Source organism: Nocardia pseudovaccinii, assembly GCF_050942345.1.
In the GTDB taxonomy this organism is placed as follows: domain Bacteria; phylum Actinomycetota; class Actinomycetes; order Mycobacteriales; family Mycobacteriaceae; genus Nocardia; species Nocardia pseudovaccinii.
In genome coordinates this window covers 4,874,712-4,894,452 of sequence record NZ_CP192074.1, presented here as the reverse complement: position 1 = coordinate 4,894,452, position 19,741 = coordinate 4,874,712, and the positions used below count along the sequence as shown (strand labels likewise).

The following is a 19,741-nucleotide window of genomic DNA, read 5'->3' as shown; positions in this document are numbered from 1 at the left end:
CTCAGTGGGCACCGAGCAGGCGCAATTTCAGCGCTGCCAGTTGCTCGCGCAGTTCCTCGGGCAGCCTGTTGCCGCCGATGGTGGCGTACCACTCATCGATCGAGCGCGTCTCGGCCACCCATTCCTCGATGTCGACCGCGAGGGCGGCCTCGACCATGTCGCGGGCGGCCTCGCCGAGCCCGGACAGGTCGAGCGCATCGGCGGTGGGAACATGACCGATCGGGGTCCATTGCGCGGGCGCGGTGCCCTCGATCCGCTGCAGCGCCCACTTCAGCACGCGGGCGTTGTCACCGAATCCGGGCCACAGGAATTTGCCGTCCGTGTCGCGGCGGAACCAGTTGACCTGGAAGATCTTCGGCAGTTTCGCGGCATCCGCGCCCGCGTCGAGCGACAGCCAGTGCGCGAAGTAGTCCCCGACGTGGTAGCCGAGGAACGGCAGCATCGCCATCGGGTCACGTCGCACGACACCGACCTTCCCCGCGGCCGCGGCCGTGGTCTCCGAGGACAGCACCGACGCGGTGAACACCCCGTGCTGCCAGTCGAACGATTCGGTGACCAGCGGGATCGTGGACGCGCGGCGGCCGCCGAAGAAGATCGCCGAAATCGGCACACCGGTCGGGTCGTTCCATTCCGGGGCCACCGACGGGCACTGCTCGATCGGGGTGCAGTAGCGCGAATTCGGGTGCGCGGCAGTGGTTCCCGATTCGGGGGTCCAGTCTCGGCCGTGCCAGTCGATCAAATGGGTGGGCGGGAGATCGGTCAAACCCTCCCACCACACGTCACCGTTGTCGGTGCGCGCGGTGTTGGTGAAGATCGAGTTACCGATATCGATGGTCGCGATCGCGTTCGGGTTGGTCTTCGCCCCGGTACCGGGTGCGACACCGAAGAACCCGGCCTCCGGATTGACCGCGTACAACCGGCCGTCGGCACCGAAACGCATCCACGCGATGTCATCACCGATAGTCTCGGCCTGCCAACCCGGCAGCGCCGGCTCCAGCATCGCCAGGTTCGTCTTACCGCACGAGGACGGGAACGCCGCCGCGATGTAATGCGTCTTGCCTTGCGGGGCGGTCAGTTTCAGGATCAGCATGTGCTCGGCCAGCCACCCCTCGTCGCGGCCGAGTACCGAGGCGATCCGCAGCGCGAAGCACTTCTTGCCCAGCAGCGCGTTGCCGCCGTAGCCCGAGCCGTAGCTCCAGATGGTGCGCGATTCCGGGAAATGCGCGATGTATTTGTTCTTGTCGCACGGCCACGCCACATCGGGCTCCCCTACACCCAGGGGCGCGCCGACCGAGTGCAGGCATTGCACGAATTCGACACCGTCGGTGAGCTTGTTCCACACCGCCGCGCCGGAGCGGGTCATGATCTGCATCGAGACCGCCACATACTCCGAATCGGTGATCTGCACACCATATTTCGGCTCGGCGGCATCCAACGGGCCCATACAGAACGCGATCACATACATCGTCCGGCCCGCCATGGCGCCGCGATAATGCTCGGTCATCACCGTGCGCATATCGACCGGATCGACCCAGTTGTTCGTCGGGCCCGCGTCGCTTTGGTTCTCGGAGCAGATGAACGTGCGGTCCTCCACCCGCGCCACATCCTCGGGATCCGATACACACCAGAACGAATTCGGCTTGCGATCCAGGCGCACGAAAGTGCCCTTGGCCACCAACTCCCCCGTCAACCGGTCCCACTCGGCCCGCGAGCCGTCACACCAGACGATCCGCGCAGGTGCCGTCAGCTCAGCAACCTCGCGCACCCACTCGGTGATGCCGGGATGATCGGTCGGGGCCGCCACGGCCAGGGAGGATGCGGCGCTATCGGTCACAGCTGCTCTCCTTCAAAACTTGCTAGGTATCTAGTTTAGAAATCACGCAATCAGTCGGCCAGCAGCGGGAAGGCGACAATGCTCACTACCGCGCGGGTCTCAGCACATCGTGAAGACGCCGGCCTTCATCCGATGCAGCGGCGAACCCGATCTCGGGCGCCCGCGAACCAACCTCCCACCCTGTGTGACATGGGCACCGATCACCGATCTCGTAATTGCGCACTTTAGCAAACAGCACACCTCGCGAGGGATACTGGCCCGATGAACCAGCGGACCACGCCGACGCTGCCTCAGCGGATCGGCTACATCTTCGGCCACACCCTGCCCACGCCGATGTCGGAATGGGTACGCAACGACCTCACCGGGCCAGGTGCCACACGGCGTTACCTGATGCGCTTCCTCATCCCGGTCATCCCGCCCCTCATGCTGTTCCTACTGATCCCGGGCCCGAAATGGATGGGCGTGGCGATGATGGCGCTGCTGTATCTGCCGCTGATCTACTTCACCGCCGCCCTGATGTACGTCTACCGACGCAGCCGCCTGATCAAGCACGGCCTCGACCCCGCACTGGCCGACGCCGATTCCCGCCGCCGCTCCGAAGCAGCCCGTCTCGACTACGAACGCCGCCACGGCCGCGCCTGACATCCAGGCATCCGCGCTCTCGATATTTCTCGAGTTCGCAATCAATTATGGAGGTGAATGAGATGCGGGTGACACCGCTCAGTCGACTGAGTAGGTGGTTCCTGGGAGGCACGAACTGCTCGCTGCTGTGCCCAACCTCGGCGCCGGCAGCGGATGCCACGTCCTGCCCACGATGCGAAATCTACGCACTTCGGCGAACTGCCATACGGCGACATGAACACCCGGCTCGCCTTGGCCGACTCGCTTCCTGAAGGCACCCAACATGAACCTAGGACTGTCCACCACACTGCACACCAGCTTCGACGACGCCTGTACCCGAAACGCTCTGTCGCAACAAGGATTCGGAGTCCTCACCGAGATCGATATGCGCGCCACACTCGAAACCGAACTGGGCGAGACCATGGAGGACTACCTCATCCTCGGCGCCTGCAATCCACCGCTGGCCCACCAAGCCGTCGGCATCGACCGCCAAATCGGGCTGCTACTGCCCTGCAATGTCATCGTGCGCCGGGATCCCACCTCTGATAAGGGCATTATCGTCGGGGCGATGAACCCGCAGCTGATGGTCCAAGTCACCGACGAACCAGCACTGCAACCCATCGCCGCGCAAGCCAGCGCCAAACTCCGACCCGCCATCGATTCGCTCGACCACACAGCCTCCGCGTACTGATCAGGCGCCACTCCGCGCGGCTGTCGTCCTGTCACACGACCACCGGGTATCCGAGGGGCTGGCTGATGCTGCGGAGACGAGCACCCTCTGCGCTCGACCCCATCGACGAGCGCCGAGCATCGCCCGGGCGCGCTGATCGGGTCAGCGTCGGCTCGGGCACGCGCCGACTCGCGCCACCGTTCATCGTCGGATAAGTCTCGACAGCTATCCAAGGGCACCCATGGTGGAGGATTCCGGCCCTGCCACACACACCGTGAGAGGCGGTGAACTGGTGTCGGATCGGTATACGACGGTCGAGACAGAGGTGCGCGATGGTGCGGGCGAGTACGCAACAGCGGTCGTGGACGCGTTGGATAGAGCCGGGCCTGGTCGTGATCACCGTGGCCGCGCTGCTACTCGGTGTGTTCACGTGGGCGGTTGGGGCGCGCGATCTGGCGGACGGGTTCTGGATCGCGGCGACAGTGGTCGCGATCGTACCGGCGGTGTGGTGGATGATTGCCACCTTGGTGAGAGGGCGGGCCGGTGTCGATCTGATCGCGGTGTTGTCGCTGGCGGGCACGCTGCTGGTGCACGAATATCTGGCCGGTGCGCTGATTGCGGTGATGCTGGCGACGGGACGCGCGCTGGACGCCGCGGCGCAACGACGAGCGTCGCGGGATCTGCGGTCGCTGCTGGAGCATGCGCCGCGCTCGGCACGCCGACGCGTCGGCGCCGAGGTGAGCGTGGTCGCGTTGGACGAGGTGGCCGTCGATGATGTGCTGGTCGTGGCTCCCGGTGAGGTGGTGCCGGTCGACGGCCGTATCCTGAATTCCGTTGCGGTGCTGGATGAGTCGGTGCTGACCGGAGAACCACTGCAGGTCGAACGGGGCATCGGGGAACCGGTGCGCAGCGGTGTGGTGAACTCTGGCGCGGCGTTCGAGATCCGTGCGTCCGCGACCGCAGCGGGCAGCACCTACGCCGGGATCGTGCGCTTGGCCCAGCAAGCCGGCGCGCAGAACGCACCGGTCGTGCGACTCGCCGACCGGTTCGCGACCTGGTTCCTCCCGCTCACCCTGCTCGTTGCGGCCGCGGCATGGCTTGCCACCGGGTCATTGGTCCGCGCGGTCGCCGTGCTCGTCGTGGCCACCCCTTGCCCACTGTTGCTGGCCGCACCAGTAGCCATCGTGTCCGGGCTCTCGCGCGCCGCCCGTCAGGGCGTGGTGATCCGCAGCGGCGGCGCGCTGGAAAACCTCGGCCACGCAACCACTCTCGTCATGGACAAGACCGGGACCCTCACCGCTGGCCGACCCGTCGTGATCGAAGTGATCGCGGCGCCCGGCCAAGATGGCGCCGAGGCCCTGCGGCTGGCAGCCTCGGTCGACCAACTGTCGCCGCACGTGCTCGCCGAAGCGATCGTCACCGAAGCCCTGACCCGCGGCTCGAGCCTCGTGCTACCCACCGACGTCGTGGAACAACCTGGTCGCGGCGTCACCGGCACCGTCGCGAGCCACCGCGTCGAGGTCGGCAAACTCCCCGCTGCACGCACCGAAAGCCCTTGGGCACGAACGGTCGTCAATCGCGCGAGCCTGGACTCGGCGGCGATCGCGTGGATCGCCGTCGACGACGCACTCGCCGCGGCGGTCCTGCTGCGCGACCCGCTACGCAGGCACGCGCCCCGGACGGTGCGAAGATTGCGCCAGGCGGGACTGAACCGCCTGGTCATGCTGACCGGCGATCGCCTCGAACCGGCTCGCGAAGTCGCGACCGTGCTCGGATTGGACCAGGTGTACGCAGGGCAGAGCCCAGCCGACAAGGTCGCCGCAGTACGCGACGAACGCGAACACGCGGTCACCGTCATGGTCGGCGACGGCGTCAACGACGCACCCGCACTCGCCGCGGCCACCGTCGGCGTCGCGATGGGAGCGCGAGGATCCAGCGCATCATCGGAAGCCGCCGACATCGTACTCACCACCGACCGGCTCGACCGGCTCGCCGACGCCATGGACACAGCCCGCTGGTCGCGTCGCATCGCCGTGCAAAGCGCCGTGGCCGGGATGGCGCTGTCCCTCGCGGCGATGATCGTCGCTGCCCTCGGCTGGCTACCACCAGCGGCCGGAGCGCTGCTACAAGAAGGAATCGACATCGCCGTCATCCTCAACGCACTGCGCGCGGTTCGCGGCAACCCAGCTTTGCGCGTCGAGGTATCCGCCGACACTGATGCCCTGCTGCACCGTTTCGCCGACGAACACGACACCCTGCGCGACCCCCTAGTCATGCTGCGCACCGCCGCCGACCGACTCGCCGAGCACGCCGACATCACCGCGCTCGACGCGGTCGACAGCGCGTACCAGTTCCTCGTCGGCGAACTGCTCCCCCACGAACAAGCCGAGGAAGCGCAGCTCTACCCAGCGCTGGCCCGCCCACTCGGCAGCACCGAAGCCACCGCCACCATGAGCCGCACCCACGCCGAAATCCAACGACTCACCACCCGCATCGGCACCCACCTACACCTGGCCCACACCATGGGCCACTTCACCCCCGAACAAACCGACGACCTGCTCGCCTGCCTATACGGCCTGCACGCCCTGCTGCAACTGCACTTCCTGCAAGAAGAGGAGAACTACTTCACCCTCGCCGACGACGACCGACGCCCGGCTCGAGCCGCACCTGGAGCTCAGTGAAGCGTCGTAATCGAGCTGATCTGAATGCCGCGGCCAGCTCCTGCTCGGGGTGGCTGTCGACCTTGCCGAACACAATGTGCTGGAAGACGCTACCGTGCACAACCTTTCGGCCACTGCCCCGTTGGAGAAGCCGCTGCGGATAGATGTCGACGACACCGAAGCCCGCCGCCTCGCTGGAGAACTTTTCAGGTCCGTTTCGACCAGGCGTGCGCCGGTCAGGCCCGCGGTGCAGGCCCCGACTACAGCTGGAAATCGGCTTCGACCACCAGATAGTCGTAGGTCGTCCCCGGTCGATATCGGACATGCGCCGCGGAAGGCACGAACCTGCGGCAACCGCACCAGAACCGTCACGCCACCGCTATTTGCCGATGACCAGCAGTTTTCGGTGTTACAGGAGGTTGGCGTACTGGTCGATACCCCCGACCGGTGTCAACACCGCGGCCGCGACGGCTGCCACCACTCGGCACAGAAGATTCATCACGCAACTTCCTGGCTCTCATCTGCGGCAGGCCCCGGTTGCCCGACGCCGACGACAGCTGCGACAGTTGTTCGGAGACTAGCAGACTTCAGATACAGAATGTATATAAATTGAGAACATCTGTAACCATTCGTTCCGGGAGGTCAATGTGACGCGTTTGACGAGGTCAGAGAGCCGCGAGCAGACGCGATCGGCAATCGTGACCACGGCCAGGGAGCTGTTCCTATCCGAAGGCTTCGGCACCGTGCCCCTGGAACGGATCGCCGAGGCGGCCGGATACACGCGCGGCGCGGTGTACTCGAACTTCGGCGACAAGGCCGAACTGGGTGTGGCCGTGCTCGAAGGCATCCATGCCGAGCGGCTGCGCGCGGCTGTCGCGGCCATTTCGGGCGCGACCACACCGGGCGAGCGGATCACCGATCTGCGGGAATGGTCCGCGAGCACACTCGCGGACCCGGCCGCGACAGTGCTCGAATGCGAGGTCGTCGCAGCCCTTCGTCACCGCGGCGACCTGCGGCGACGCTTCGCGACGATAGTGCGTCGGGCGCGGTCGGACTTCGCCGCCGCGCTGCGGGCGATCCCCACGGCCGATGGCGTTGCCGCGTCGCCGGAGCGACTGACGAACACGGTGTTCGCATTGGTGATCGGAGTCGGCGTGCAACGGGCCGTCGACCCGGAGTTCTCCACCGAGGCGATCGACGACGCCCTGGCTGCGGTCGACGAGAGCACGGGATCACAACACCAGTTCTTGAATCTCGTTCAAAAAGATGGTTATGCTGACCGCGTGGCTGAAGTTGAACAAGATTCAGAAACTCGGCCGCGGGGTTCGTCGGCGAATCGACGCGGACAGCAGTCGCGTGCCGCGATCCTGTCCGCTGCCCGCTCGGCTTTCTCGGCCAAACGCTTCGAGGAGGTATCGATCGCCGAGATCGCCGCGGCCGCGGGTGTGGCGGCGGGGTCGATCGGCTACCACTTCGGCGGCAAATACGAGCTGTACCTGGCGGTGCACGAGGCGGTCTTCGAAGATTTCTGGGACCGGTTGCAGGAACTGCGCGGAGATCCGCTCGATCGAATGGTGCGCGGTTTCGATATCTATCTGGATTTCGTTCAACAGCACGGCATTTCGCTCGTCATGACCACTCGCAGCGGGGCCGACGAGCGCCTCACCGCCCAGCACGAACAGCACCGGGACCGGTTGATCGGTGCGCTGCTCACCGAAATCGTCTCCGCCGGTTACGACCCGAGCCTGCGCATCGCGATCGACGGCTGGCTGTCGTTCGTGGAGGGCGCCACCGCCCGCTGGCTCGGCGAACCCGACCCCAACCGCGACCAGCTCCGGAGTTTGGTGCTCGCCGCCGGATTCGCCACCTTACAGACCGCCTTGGCCCTCAATCCGGCCATCACCCCCACATCCCGAACCATAGCGGCCCTGCTCGAAATCGACTACGCCAGTCGACCCGTACGAAAAGAGAGCACTTAGTGGAAACCGTCCACCGACCGTCCAACGCCCTCGCCGCGGGCCCGATCGGCCGCGCCGCGGCCTGGCTCATCGGCCCGCGCGGAATCTCCGATCCGCGGCGGCTGCGCCACGAAGTCGACGGCAAGATCGCCGTCATCACCGGAGCCTCGCACGGCCTCGGCGCCGAAACGGCTCGGCTGCTGGCCGCCGCCGGAGCCACCGTCGTGCTGGGTGCGCGCTCGGCCGATCAGCTCGACGCGGTGGCCGCCGACATCACCGCCGTGGGCGGCAATGCGGTCGCGATCCGGCTGGATCTGGCCGATCCGGAATCGATCACCGCCTTCGCCGAGGAAATTCTCACGCGTTTCGGGCACGTGGACTACCTGATCCACAATGCGGGCAAGTCGTTGCGCCGCTCGATCCACCTGTCCTACGACCGACCCAAGGACCTGGCCGCCACCTCCACCGCCAACTATCTGGGCCCAATCAGACTCACTCTGGCGCTATTGCCGAGCATGCGGGCTCGCGGCAGCGGCCACATCGTGAATGTCTCCACGGTCGGCATTCTGTTTCCCACGCCGCCCAAATGGGGCTTCTATCTGTCATCCAAAGCCGCCTTCGACGTGTGGATGCGGGCGGTGGGTATGGAGGCCCGGCCCGACGGCGTCACCCTCACCACCATCTACGCCGGTCTCATGCACACCCGGATGAGCGCGCCCAGCCGATGGATGTCCGCGCTGCCCGGCCAGACTCCAGCCGAAGCCGCAACCGGGGTGGCCCGCGCGGTAATCACCAAGCCGCGCATCATGATTCCCGCCTATGGCTACCTGACCTCGGTGCTGGTGCCGTTCCTGCGGGTACCGCTCGAGATCGTGTTCACCGCCGCCTACAAGCGACTCGGCGACACCGACGCAGCCCTGCGCGCGGTGAACGGGAAGGGGACGGGCGATGCCGCGTAATCCCGTCACCCGCTGGGCCGCTGCCCTACCAGCTGTCGCGTCCTCGGGCGCGCTGCGCCCGGTGGGTCCGACGGCCGCGCGCGCGATAGCGCGCGGCTACCACGCCTACGGCCGGTCGCTCGGCCTGATCATCACCATCACCGCCGCACGCCATCCGGATCGGATCGCACTCGTCGATGAAACCGGCGCGGTCACCTATCGCGAACTCATGCGACGCTCCGAAGCGATCGCGGCCGCCCTGCACCACCTCGCCCCGGAGCTCCGCTCACTGGGCATCCTGTGCCGCAATCATCGCGGATTCGTCGAAGCTGTGATCGCGGGCAGCCGACTCGGCTGCGAACTGGTCTTCCTCAACACCGAGCTCCCCATCGCCCAGCTGACCCGCATCCTGGAACGCCACGCCCCCGACGCGCTCGTCCACGACGACGAATACCTCGCCGCGGTCACCGAAACCGGCTACCCTGGCATCCGCGTGCGCGCCTGGTGCGAACCGGGCACCGAATCCGATCTCCTGACCTTGGATCAGCTTGCGCACCAACGATATCCGGTCCCACCACCGGTTCGACAACCCGCGCGGATCACACTGCTCACCTCCGGTACCTCCGGTATGGCCAAGGGCGTGGGCAAACAGGCCGGACTGCGCCCCGTGCTCGAGGCCGCGGTTTCGCTCGCGACCGCCAGCCGTATGAACCACAGGGATGTGGCGATCGTCGCGCCGCCGTTCTTCCACGGCTTCGGCCTCGGCGCGCTCGCCGGTCAACTCGCGCTGGGCGCGACCGCCGTCACCCGGCGCCGATTCGATCCCGAACTCGCTCTCGCCGATATCCAGCGCCACCGCGCGACCGTATTCATCGGCGTCCCAGTGATGCTCCAACGTCTGACCGCACTGTCCGCGGACATCCGCCGCGGTTACAACGTGTCGTCGCTGCGCCTGGCGATGACAGGTGCGGCCCCCATCTCCCCGAACACCATCTCGCAGTTCATGCGCGAGTTCGGACCAGTGCTCATCAACGGCTACGGATCCACCGAAGCGGGCGTTGTCGCCATCGCCACCTCCAGCGATCTCGAATATTCACCGAAAACCGTGGGACGGCCCATCATCGGCGTCTCCGTACGGATTCTGCGCGCCGACCGCACCCACGCCCCGGTCGGCGAAACCGGCACCATATTCGTCCGAGGCGGTCTCGGCTTCACCGGCTACACCGCCGACCCGACCGGCTCAGCGCCTGCCAAGGAGGTGCTCGACGGTTACGTCAACACCGGCGACATGGGCCACCTCGACGAACAGGGCCGCCTCTACATCGACAGCCGCGACGACGAAATGATCATCTCCGGCGGCGAGAACATCTACCCCCGCGAAGTCGAGAACGCGCTCGCCGAACACCCCGCCGTCGCCGACGTCACCGTTGTCGGCGTGCCCGACCCCGAATACGGGCAGGTGCTGCGCGCATACCTCGTCACTACCTCGGCCGAGCTGGCAGACGAGGACCTCAAACGACACGTTCGCGCCCGCCTCGAACGCTACAAGGTGCCCAAGCAATTCGTCCGCCTTACCGAAATCCCCCGCAATCCCAGCGGAAAAGTGCTGCGGCACAAGCTCGATGAACACGCCGCTTCCTGACAACGACGACAGGACCAGATTCACATGACAACCCGCGATCCAGAAATCCTCATCATCGGTGCGGGAGTGGCCGGTATCGCCACCGCGGTCACTTTGCAACGAGCCGGGTTTCACCGATTCACCATCCTCGAGAAGGGATCCGACGTCGGCGGAGTCTGGCACTGGAACCGCTATCCCGGACTGACCTGCGACGTACCGTCGAACCTCTACCAGTTCTCCTTCGCCCCGAAACCGAACTGGCCCAGAATGTTCGCCACCGGAGCGCAGATCCAGCACTACCACCGCGACGTGGTGCGGCGCTTCGGCCTGGAAGAGCACGTCGAGCTGAACGCCGAAGTCGTTGCCGCCGAATTCGTTTCGGACGACCGCAAAACCATGACCGCGCTACTGGCCTCGCCGGACGAACAGGACTTCATCACCACTCGCTGAACCTCCCACATGCCCATATCGCCTGCCACGGCACGTCGTCGGTCCCACTGTCGCCGCTGATGGCATCCACCTGGTCCAGCACCCGGCCGAACCCACAACACGTGGGGCATCGGATGATCGAGCAGGCGCTGGCGTCGGCGTGGCCGCCGCAACGCAAGACGTATCCGAAGCCGCCTGGTACAGCGACGTGATCGCGTGCAATGGCCTGGCACCGAATCCCTGACGCGGCGACAGCTGGCGGCTCTGAGGGGCTACTCGGTGGGGTAGCTGTGGACGCCCTGGGCGCCGAAGACCGTCACGCGGGCGAAGTAGTTGCCGGGGGCGTCAGCGAACGGGCGGGGGTCATCCAGCATGAGCACTGCCGGGCTGTCGATGAACCGGCCTGCGGCGCAGCTCGGCGTGCAGTCGTTCCGATGCTGGGTGCCATAACCGACGGCGTGGGCGCCACTCCACAGCTGCCAGGTGATGTCGATGATCATGTTGTTCCCGTCGGCGCAGGTAAGGGTCAGCGAGGGAGGTTCGACGGCATGGGGTCCCCCACAGTCGGAGACCAGCGCGGGCGGCACGTCCGGGGTGTCGGACATCGAGGCCGAAGCGGACGGGGCCAGGAGAACCCCCGCGCCCGCGGCTGCGGTAACGGTAGCGGCGGCGATGATCGCCGCCCGGATGATCGTGCGCTCATGATTGCTCATCGACGTCAGTCCTCTCGGCCGGAGTGTCGGCCTTGTGGTGGTCATGGCTCTACTCATCGTGCCCGTGGCTTCGCTGGTGAATCTCGGCGCGGTTTGCTGATGGATGTGGACAGGCAATGCGTTTGCTGCTCGACTACGACCTAATGTAGTGGATGCGCTGGCCTCCATCCGACGCGCCGATGCGCCCCGCTCGAGTCCATTCGAACGCAGGAGATCTCGGCGCGCAGCGTCGCCCGCCTGGTCGCCGATGTGGGCCTGCGGATCAACGCGGCCCGCATGCTCGATCTGGACGATGTGCGCTGGGAGCTGGGCCGGTTCGGGAAGCTGAATGTGCGTCACGGCAAGGGATCTCGCCGCAAGGTCCGAGCGCGGCCAGCGGAAGAGCGGCGGCCTCGCCACCTCATTGCGGATTGGGCATCAGGCATTGCGGAGGTAGCGGAAACCAGCGCAGCGCTTCGAAGTGCGATGGGAGGCCGGTGAGACCATCGGGGACCCTCTCGGGGCGGGCCTCGAACAGGGCGCGCGCCTCGTGTAAGTGTTCGGCCAATGCGGCCTCGTCGAGGGTCTCGTCGTCCGTCGAGTAGTGCAGAGTGCCAGCACTGTCGTAGAAGAGATCTGTCAGGCGCAACGGGGGCTGGTGAGTCCCCCCACGGTGGCGCCACAGGCCGGTGTCCGGACTGAAGATGTAGTCGGTGAGGAGACGGTGGCCGAATGAGGCCAGTAACTCCACGGCCTCGATCAGATAGTCGCGCACGGTGTCGGAAATGAAGTAGTTGAAGTTGATCCGCGTCCAGCCGGGTTTGATGCCCTCGCAACCCAAGGCGATTTCGTCTCGGTAGGCGCGCGAATTCTGCGGATCAATGGCCAGGAGCCGATGCCCGTACGGGCCTGCGCAGGAGCAGCCGCCGCGAGCTTGGATGCCGAACAAGTCGTTGAGCAGGGCTACGACGTAGTTGTGGTGCAGGTAGCGATCCACGCCTGAACGGACTCGGAAGGACACGATGGACAGTCGTCGGGCATGTGGGTGGCCCAGGATTTCGATGTTCGGGTGATCGCGCCACCGGGCAAAGGCATGACGCCATAGCCGCTGTTCCCGTTGCTCGATGAGGTCGGTACCGACGGCGTCTTTGAGCGCGAAGACCAGCCCGGCGCGGATCGACTCGATGATCGCCGGGGTTCCGCCCTCTTCCCGGGCAACAGGATCATCGAGGTATCGGTGCCCGATCGGGTCCACGAACGCCACCGTGCCCCCTCCCGGCACGGTGGGCACGGCGTTGCGCACCAACTCACGACGGACCACGAGGACGCCAGGAGTCTGGGGCCCGCCGACGAACTTGTGCGGCGAGAGAAAGATCGCATCCTTATGGTCGCCACGACCAGGAGCGCTCTCCCGCACCCGGATCGGAACATAGGGACCGGCAGCAGCGAAGTCCCAGAAGGACAACGCGCCGTGCTCATGAAGCAGGGTGGCGATCCGATCGGTGTCCGACAAGACGCCGGTGACGTTGGAGGCGGCAGAGAAGCTACCGATACGCAGAGGTCGGTCCGCGTAGTGGATCAGCCGGTGCGCGAGTTGTCCCTGGTCGATGTGACCGCCAGCGTCTTCGTCGATCACCACCAGGTCGGCGATCGACTCCCGCCATGGCAACTCGTTGGAGTGGTGTTCGTAGGGGCCGATGAACACCACCGGCCGCTGCGAATCGGGTACCCGCCCACCCCACTGGTAGCGCGCGGCCAGCCCTGAAGGTACGCGGAGCTCGAGAATGCCAACCAATTTGTTCACCGCCGCCGTTGCCCCGGACCCGCAGAAGATCACCAGGTCGTTCTCGGTGCCGCCAACCGCGTCGTGGATGATCTGGCGTGCGTCCTGCCGCAGCAGCGAGGTCTGCAATCCGGTACCGGAGCTTTCGGTGTGGGTGTTGGCGTATCGCGGTAAGACTTGCCTGCGGATGAAGTCCTCGAGAAAATCCAGCGACCGCCCGGAAGCGGTGTAGTCGGCGTAGGTGATCCGGCGCCGGCCATAGGGTCCGTCCAAGACCTCGCCTTCACCGATAACCCCTTGCCGAACCCGCTCGAGCAAGGGTGAGGTGGGGACCGGCGCCGCCCAGACGCCCGCGCTCCCGGTCACCGTATCCATGCGGTCCCTTCCTTCCGCCGCGGCTAGCCAGCACCCCGGATACAGCCAGCGTGCTCCTGGGCCATGCGCCGCGCCAGGGCCATTGGTCTTCTAGGACACGCGAGCCGAAGAAGTGGCCCAGCGGCGGGAAGGTTCTTCGACGAATTCGCCACCGTAACGATCTCATCGAGGACCCTGGATGCCCTCGAATGCGGGCCGCTACCGCCCGCCGCGCGGAGAGATCCACCACCAACTGAGTAGGTACCTCTCAGCCGTGGCGGCTTCCACGAACAGCGGATACCACGCCGCGGAGGATCAGCTCAGTCCGGCCGCGCGGCCTGCGCGACCGGAGAGGCCGGCGAACGCGTCGCGTAATGACTGCGGGCCGATGACCTCGATCTCGGCGTCGAACCGTGCCAAGGTTGCGGCGAGGGCTGCCCAGGACCAGGAACCGGCGAGCAGTCTGGTTCGGGTGGGGGTGAGTTCCTCGACGATGCCGTCGCCGGCGAACGGGATCACCTGTGCGGCAGGGATATCCAGGATCACCTCACCGCGGCACGGCCAGATGTTCACGGTTTCGGAACCCTTGAATCGGGCCGAGAGGAAGGCGGCGACATCACCGCCCGGCACCGTCCGGGGTGTGAAGCGCGGTCCGTTGGGGACACGGAGGGTCATGCGGTCGGCGCGGTAGATCCGCCAGTCCCCGCGCTCCGGATTCCATCCGATGATGTACCAGCGTCCGTTCCGGACGACGAGGTGGTGGGGCTGCACCCGCCGCGGAGGCCGGAGACCGGCGTCGTCCGTCCGCCCCGGAGACTCGTAGTCGAACCGCACCTCCTCGCCAGATCGAATGGCAGCGCTGAGGGCGAATAGCACGTGGGTATCGGCTTGGGGATCGGCCCCTCGCTCAGCGGATTCGACCGCGCTGATCTCGAGGGCGTCGACGCGCTGCCGCAAGCGGGACGGCAGGACCTGACGGACGGTAGCGAGGGCCCGCGCGGCGGACTCTTCGATACCCGCACCCGTCCCGGCCGCGATCCGCAACGCCACCGCCAGCGCGACCGCCTGATCGTCGTCGAACAGCAGCGGCGGCAGTTCGCTGCCCGCCTCCAGTCGATAACCACCCTCCGGTCCCTTGACCGCCCGGACGGGGTAACCGAGCCCGCGGAGGCGATCGACGTCGCGCCGCACCGTGCGTTCACTGACACCGAGCCGCCGAGCGAGCACAACCCCTGGCCAATCGCGGCGGACCTGGAGCATCGACAGCAGCGAGAGCAGGCGGCGGGAGGTCGCCGTCGAAGAAGCGTTCGGCATGTCGGCCAGACTGCCATGAGAAGCGGACATTCCCTGACCGCTACCGATGCCAGAGTTGCGCTCGTCGCCGGAACCCTCCAGCGCGAACCAATTTCCGAAGGGACTGGATCACCATGTCGGTAAACGCTGTTGCCCACCTGAACTTCCACGGACAGGCCCGTGCGGCCCTGGAGTTCTACCAGTCGGTGTTCGGCGGTCGGATCACCGTCGCCACCTACGGCGACTTCGGGATGCCCGCCGGGTTGCCCGACGCCGCCAAGGTGGTGTTCGGACAGGTCATCGCGGACAACGGCTTCCGGGTCATGGCCTACGACGTGCCCGGCGAGAACGAACCGGCCGCACCGGCCGCTCCCACGACCCGCCGCGAGAACGGCACCACCCTCACCTCGGAGCCGTTCTTCCTGTCGGTCCGCGGCGAGACCACCGACGAGGTCGGCGCGCTGTGGGAACGTCTCGCGGACGGTGCGACGGTCATCGAGGAATTCGGCCCGGCGCAGTGGGCACCCGCCTCCGGAATGCTGTGCGATCGCTTCGGCATCACCTGGATCCTCGACGTCGCGGCCGAGTACACCCCGGCCTGAGCGTCCGCACTGCTCGGGGTGCGAGCGGAATCCGGTCGCACCCCGGCTCCACCGTCCGGCGCGACACTCGACACAGGAGACACCCCACAACGCGCGGAAGATCTTGGTATCAGCCGATTTCGACGGCGCCGTCACAGCTGCGGCAGTTCCCCATTACCAAGCCCGCGACGACTGCACCGGCTACAAACCCGCCCTCACCCCCGGCCAGGTCCAGCAGCTACGTGTGCAGCCGCCGCCCAGGAGAGGAACGCAACGGTAACAGCGAGCGTGCGAGAGCGCAGACAACCTTCGCCAACCCACTCCCCCGCCAATTTTCATCGAACTGCACACGCACGGCGCCGAACTGCTGCGCCTGATCCTGGGGGCGTATTCGACCTGAGCGCGGGCGTTCCTGAACACGACACCACTGCACCCGGTCGACCGGGCCGCTATCGGCTCGGCGAACTGGGAGCGAATCCATACTCGGATCCACCGCCGACCCGATGGGTGTGGTTCGCGGGATTCCGCTGCGTCAACCGGGCACGGTCAAGATCATCACCGGCCCAGTCGCAGCAGCGGCCGGATGCCGTGGCCGAGTGCGGTGCGTTCTTATGTGCTGGTGGTTGCGCTGTGCGGATCGACTACTCTGATCCCATCTGTCCTACTGGATGATCAGTGCCTGGGTTTAGCCAAGAAGCGACGGCTTTCCAATCGGCAGAATTCATTCTTGTATGAGGGCTCTCCCCGGCGCAGCGTGTGTGTAGGCGCTCGCATCCTTCGATTGTCGATAGCGACTCTTTCCCACATAGACGGCAATGAATGTAATCCATTAGGTGAACCGGTTTCATCTGGTCAGGCTTCGAGCGCGGATGCTTAAAGGGTCTTGATACTACCGGCTTCTGTGGTCGACTCAGGGAACTATGACGACGGCCCGTTTCGAGGTCCACGCCATTGTGGGCCGTCATCGGCGGCGTTGCCGGACGGCGGGGCTCGAGCACCCACACCTGAAACGGGCATTCCGGAAGAATTAGATCGGCATGCGGTTCTGATCGGTTTGTCATGCGCGCGGCCTGCAAAGGCCCAAGGCTGAGCTCCATCGGATGCGCACGCAGGAGCGGGCGCGGGGTTTCAAGATCACGTCCATCGCCATTGTCGACACTGCCGTTGCGGCGGAATGAGTTTGGTCCAGAAGTCGTGGCGCACCGCATCCCACAATTTGTTCATTTTCGGAAGCAGTTCTCGTGCTTGTGCGAGGTCCGGAAAGTCCTCGGGGCCGAAGGATACAATCGGCGTGGCGCCGGATACGTCGTGGACAGCGACGATGGAGATCAGGTCTTCCTGAAACAGCCGCCATGTCGCGCGCAATCCGTCGGCTTCGGTTCGTCGCATATCATCCATATTTTCGTTCCAACTCGTCGATTTCTTTCCTAAGCGTTTTCGACCGTTGTCGATGCCGACCTCCTGCTGATTCTGATTGCACGAGTACTGTCGGTCGCGTCGTGTGCGTGCATGGGTGAGCAAACCCGAACATGCCCCTGAATTCGCAACTCTTAGGCGTATCGCGTCGTGTGAAGTCTTTGATCGGAAGCACCTGGTGGCGCTCTCCAGCGCGGGCACCGCGGTGCTACGGAGGCAACGGCGGACGCTGATCGACTGGAGTAATTCCGCACCCGCTCGACCGCACTCGACTCACCTGCGGTAGGTGCGGGCGATCAATGCCGAACGCAGGTACCACAGCCCGCTCGCCTGGGTGGGATCGAACCTAGTGAGCTGACCGATCCGCTTGAGCCGGTAGTCCACGGTGTTGGTGTGTACGTGCAGTAGCCGCGCAGTGCGCTGGCGGTTCAGGTTGTGCGTGATATGGACCCGCAGGGTCTCCAGCAGTTCTGGATGCTCGTCGAGTGGATCGAGCAGCGACCCGAGATAGTCGCGGGCGGGGCCGGGGCGGGTGAGCTGGTATTCCAGGGCCAGATCGTCGAAGTGATACAGGCCCGGCACCGACCGCAACCGGGTGACCATGTCGAGCAGTTGGTGGGCTTGATCGGCCGCGGTGGGCACGGTGTCGGTGGGGGCGGTGACCACCGCGGCGGTGATGGGCACGCGGGCCGCCCGCGACAGATGCCCGACCAGTTCGTTCAGGGTGTCCTCGGCGATGTGGCCGGCAGGGAGGAGCAGGGTGCCGCCGTCGACCGACAGCAGCGATAGCACGGTGTCGCCGCAGCGGGTGGCCAGCTCCGCCTGCACGCGCCGGAGTTTGCGGCGGGCAACGACTTTCGCGTCCAGCATCGGGTTGGACTCGTCCGGGTGGGGCGGAATGGCGAGGGCTAGTACGCGATAGCGGTCGGAGATTTCGATGCCACATTCGCGGGCCATGGTGGAGGTGGGGTGCCCCCCGAGCAGCGCCGAGGCGAGCGTGTGCACCGCAGTGTGGTGCTCCGACACGACCGCGCGCAGTTCACGCACATAGGCCACCGACACCGCCGTGGTCATGGTGTCGAGCATTTCGACGACGAGTTTGGCGCTGTCGAGGATGCTTTGGTAGTCGGCGAGGCTGAGCATCGGCTCGGTCTCGGCCGAGCCGGAAGCCCGCTGCTGGGCCAAAACGGTGGACACCACCAGGTCGAAGCCGATCTTGAAGCCCTCGTGGATGGCGTGGTGAATGGTATCGATGGGCACGCCTTCGCGAGCCCATTGCGCCGCGGCGTCTTCGAGCTGCCCGGTCTTCTCTGGAATGTTGCTGCCGTCCAGCATGCTGACGGCCAATTCCAGGCACACGCGGGTGATGATCGTGATGTCTCCGTGGATCGCGTCCCCGGGCAAGGTGCCGCAGGGGGCGACGGTTTCGACAAAATGCCCGACCATCTGCCGTGACAAGGCACGCACGTCTTTCAACGGCCACGATATGGGCCGACCGGATACTGTGAGTCCTTGCCGGAGTGGAGCGGCGACAGACATGATCGAACTTCCTTCCATCCCCGTTAACTGCACTATTGCACCAGCGTAACCAGAACAAGATTCGTGAGAACCGTTTACTCCGAGTTACGTGATATTTCGGCAGGAGCGGTCAGCAAGCCATAGTGATAGTTCACAAAGGCGGACGGCTGAGTTGCGACCGGCCGGTCCCCCAGTGAATGAGACCGCCCGGCATTGGAGTCCTGTTTGCCCTGGTGAGGGCAGGGACACCGAGGGACATGGCAGGGCGTAAGCGGCATTCCGCGGAGGGCATCGTGCGGAAGCTGCGCCGTGCCGACGAGTTGGCCGCTGCCGGGCAGACGGGTGAGCAGATCGCTGCTGATCTGGGGGTTTCGGCGACGTTGTACAGCTGGCGCCGCCAGTACGGCGGTGTGGACACCGACGCCGCGAAGGCGCTCGAGGAACTGCGGAAGCAGAACGCGAGGTTGAAGCCGCTGCAGGCGGACGCGGAGCTGCGGAGGGACGCGCTGCGGGAGATCGCGACTGGAAAATCTCAGGCCCGGCCAGCGAGCCGCGGGCTGTTGACATGCTCAAACAGGTAATGGGCATGTCGGAACGGTTCGCATGCAAGGTGGTTGGGCTGCGCCGGTCCACGTATCGGCAACTGCCTGCCCGCGCAGACCCCCGCCGATCCGGATGCCGGGCTGCGGGTCCGGCTGCGTTCCTACGCGGTGAAACATCAAGGGCACGGGTTCCGGCGTGCGTGGGCGGCGCTGCGGTTCGACGAGGGCTCGCAGGTGAACGGGAAGAGGGTGCACCGGCTGTGGCGGGAGGAAGATTTGCAGGTGCGGGCGCACTCGCCACGCAAGCGGGCGGGTGGCTCGACTACGCCGCTGTTCGATGCGGATTCGCCGAAGGTGGTGTGGGCGTTGGGCTTTCAGCTCGACTCCACCGTCGATGGGCGGGCGAAGATCGCTTCGATGATCGACGAGCACACCCGCGAATCGCTGCTTCACCTGGTGGAGCGCTCGATCACCGCCGAGCGGCTGGTGGCCGAGTTCCAGAAGGTGTTCACCGCGCACGGTGGGCCACCGAAGGTGCTGCGGATGGACAACGGTCCTGAAATGATTTCGGCTGCGCTGCAACAGTTCTGCGCCGACGGTGCGGGCATCGTCTACATCGCGCCCGGCACGCCGTGGAACATCGGCCATGTCGAATCGTTCAACCGGCGGTTGCGCAGCGAGTGCCTCAACCGCAACCACTGGGCGAGCCTTCTCGGGGCCCGGGTCGTCATCGGCGACTTCAAGGAGGAACACCATCGGCGGCATCGGCATTCGACGCTGGGCTACCTGACCCCGGCCGAGTACGCTGCCCCGCAGCCACACCCACGACCC

Annotated in this window: 13 protein-coding genes and 3 pseudogenes; 10 read left to right on the top strand and 6 right to left on the bottom strand. The window is 65.9% G+C overall.

Features of this window, described 5'->3' with window-relative positions; genetic code table 11:
* Position 1: 1 nt before the first annotated feature.
* Positions 2–1,834, bottom strand: a complete 1,833-nt coding sequence (locus ACQPZ2_RS22015; protein ID WP_433527280.1) for a phosphoenolpyruvate carboxykinase (GTP) — start codon at positions 1,832–1,834, stop codon at positions 2–4.
* A 261-nt stretch (positions 1,835–2,095) separates the two neighbouring features.
* On the opposite strand from ACQPZ2_RS22015, the gene ACQPZ2_RS22010 reads away from it, so the two are divergent.
* From ACQPZ2_RS22010 to ACQPZ2_RS21980, 7 genes and pseudogenes are all read left to right on the top strand, one after another.
* Entirely contained in the window at positions 2,096–2,476 is a 381-nt protein-coding gene (locus ACQPZ2_RS22010; RefSeq protein WP_433527279.1) for a DUF5313 family protein, read from the top strand.
* Between the two features lie 262 nt (positions 2,477–2,738).
* Positions 2,739–3,146, top strand: a complete 408-nt coding sequence (locus tag ACQPZ2_RS22005) for a DUF302 domain-containing protein (protein WP_433527278.1) — start codon at positions 2,739–2,741, stop codon at positions 3,144–3,146.
* A gap of 311 nt (positions 3,147–3,457) precedes the next feature.
* Positions 3,458–5,806 carry a heavy metal translocating P-type ATPase gene (locus tag ACQPZ2_RS22000; RefSeq protein WP_433527277.1) on the top strand — a complete coding sequence of 783 codons (2,349 nt, stop codon included), beginning with the start codon at positions 3,458–3,460 and terminating at the stop codon, positions 5,804–5,806.
* 635 nt (positions 5,807–6,441) lie between these two features.
* The gene (locus ACQPZ2_RS21995) at positions 6,442–7,764 is read left to right on the top strand and encodes a TetR/AcrR family transcriptional regulator (RefSeq protein ID WP_433527276.1); all 1,323 of its coding nucleotides are present in this window, start codon (positions 6,442–6,444) and stop codon (positions 7,762–7,764) included.
* Positions 7,764–8,702 carry an SDR family NAD(P)-dependent oxidoreductase gene (locus ACQPZ2_RS21990; protein WP_433527275.1) on the top strand — a complete coding sequence of 313 codons (939 nt, stop codon included), beginning with the start codon at positions 7,764–7,766 and terminating at the stop codon, positions 8,700–8,702. The genes ACQPZ2_RS21995 and ACQPZ2_RS21990 overlap by 1 nt, the downstream gene beginning before the upstream one ends.
* Positions 8,692–10,323 carry an AMP-binding protein gene (locus ACQPZ2_RS21985; protein WP_433527274.1) on the top strand — a complete coding sequence of 544 codons (1,632 nt, stop codon included), beginning with the start codon at positions 8,692–8,694 and terminating at the stop codon, positions 10,321–10,323. The genes ACQPZ2_RS21990 and ACQPZ2_RS21985 overlap by 11 nt, the downstream gene beginning before the upstream one ends.
* Before the next feature lie 24 nt (positions 10,324–10,347).
* Positions 10,348–10,689: pseudogene (locus ACQPZ2_RS21980) on the top strand (FAD-dependent oxidoreductase); the annotation flags it as partial.
* A gap of 314 nt (positions 10,690–11,003) precedes the next feature.
* Here the strand turns inward: ACQPZ2_RS21980 and ACQPZ2_RS21975 are convergent.
* Complete coding sequence (locus tag ACQPZ2_RS21975) at positions 11,004–11,444, bottom strand: hypothetical protein (protein ID WP_433527273.1); 441 nt, start codon at positions 11,442–11,444, stop codon at positions 11,004–11,006.
* Positions 11,445–11,669: 225 nt separating this feature from the next.
* Between ACQPZ2_RS21975 and ACQPZ2_RS21970 the strand changes: the two are divergent.
* Positions 11,670–11,804: pseudogene (locus ACQPZ2_RS21970) on the top strand (site-specific integrase); the annotation flags it as partial.
* Between the two features lie 40 nt (positions 11,805–11,844).
* Here ACQPZ2_RS21970 and ACQPZ2_RS21965 read toward each other — a convergent pair.
* Entirely contained in the window at positions 11,845–13,581 is a 1,737-nt protein-coding gene (locus ACQPZ2_RS21965; RefSeq protein ID WP_433527272.1) for an aminotransferase class V-fold PLP-dependent enzyme, read from the bottom strand.
* A gap of 294 nt (positions 13,582–13,875) precedes the next feature.
* Positions 13,876–14,874, bottom strand: a complete 999-nt coding sequence (locus ACQPZ2_RS21960; protein ID WP_433527271.1) for a helix-turn-helix transcriptional regulator — start codon at positions 14,872–14,874, stop codon at positions 13,876–13,878.
* A gap of 113 nt (positions 14,875–14,987) precedes the next feature.
* Between ACQPZ2_RS21960 and ACQPZ2_RS21955 the strand changes: the two genes are divergently transcribed.
* Positions 14,988–15,455, top strand: a complete 468-nt coding sequence (locus tag ACQPZ2_RS21955) for a VOC family protein (RefSeq protein ID WP_433527270.1) — start codon at positions 14,988–14,990, stop codon at positions 15,453–15,455.
* 1,113 nt (positions 15,456–16,568) lie between these two features.
* Here ACQPZ2_RS21955 and ACQPZ2_RS21950 read toward each other — a convergent pair.
* Positions 16,569–16,955, bottom strand: coding sequence for a hypothetical protein (locus tag ACQPZ2_RS21950; RefSeq protein WP_433527269.1), 387 nt, complete (start codon positions 16,953–16,955; stop codon positions 16,569–16,571).
* A 168-nt stretch (positions 16,956–17,123) separates the two neighbouring features.
* Positions 17,124–18,389, bottom strand: a complete 1,266-nt coding sequence (locus tag ACQPZ2_RS21945; RefSeq protein ID WP_433527268.1) for a PucR family transcriptional regulator — start codon at positions 18,387–18,389, stop codon at positions 17,124–17,126.
* A 236-nt stretch (positions 18,390–18,625) separates the two neighbouring features.
* Here ACQPZ2_RS21945 and ACQPZ2_RS21940 point away from each other — a divergent pair.
* Positions 18,626–19,732 (top strand): annotated as a pseudogene (locus ACQPZ2_RS21940) (IS3 family transposase); the annotation flags it as partial.
* Between the last annotated feature and the right edge of the window lie 9 nt (positions 19,733–19,741).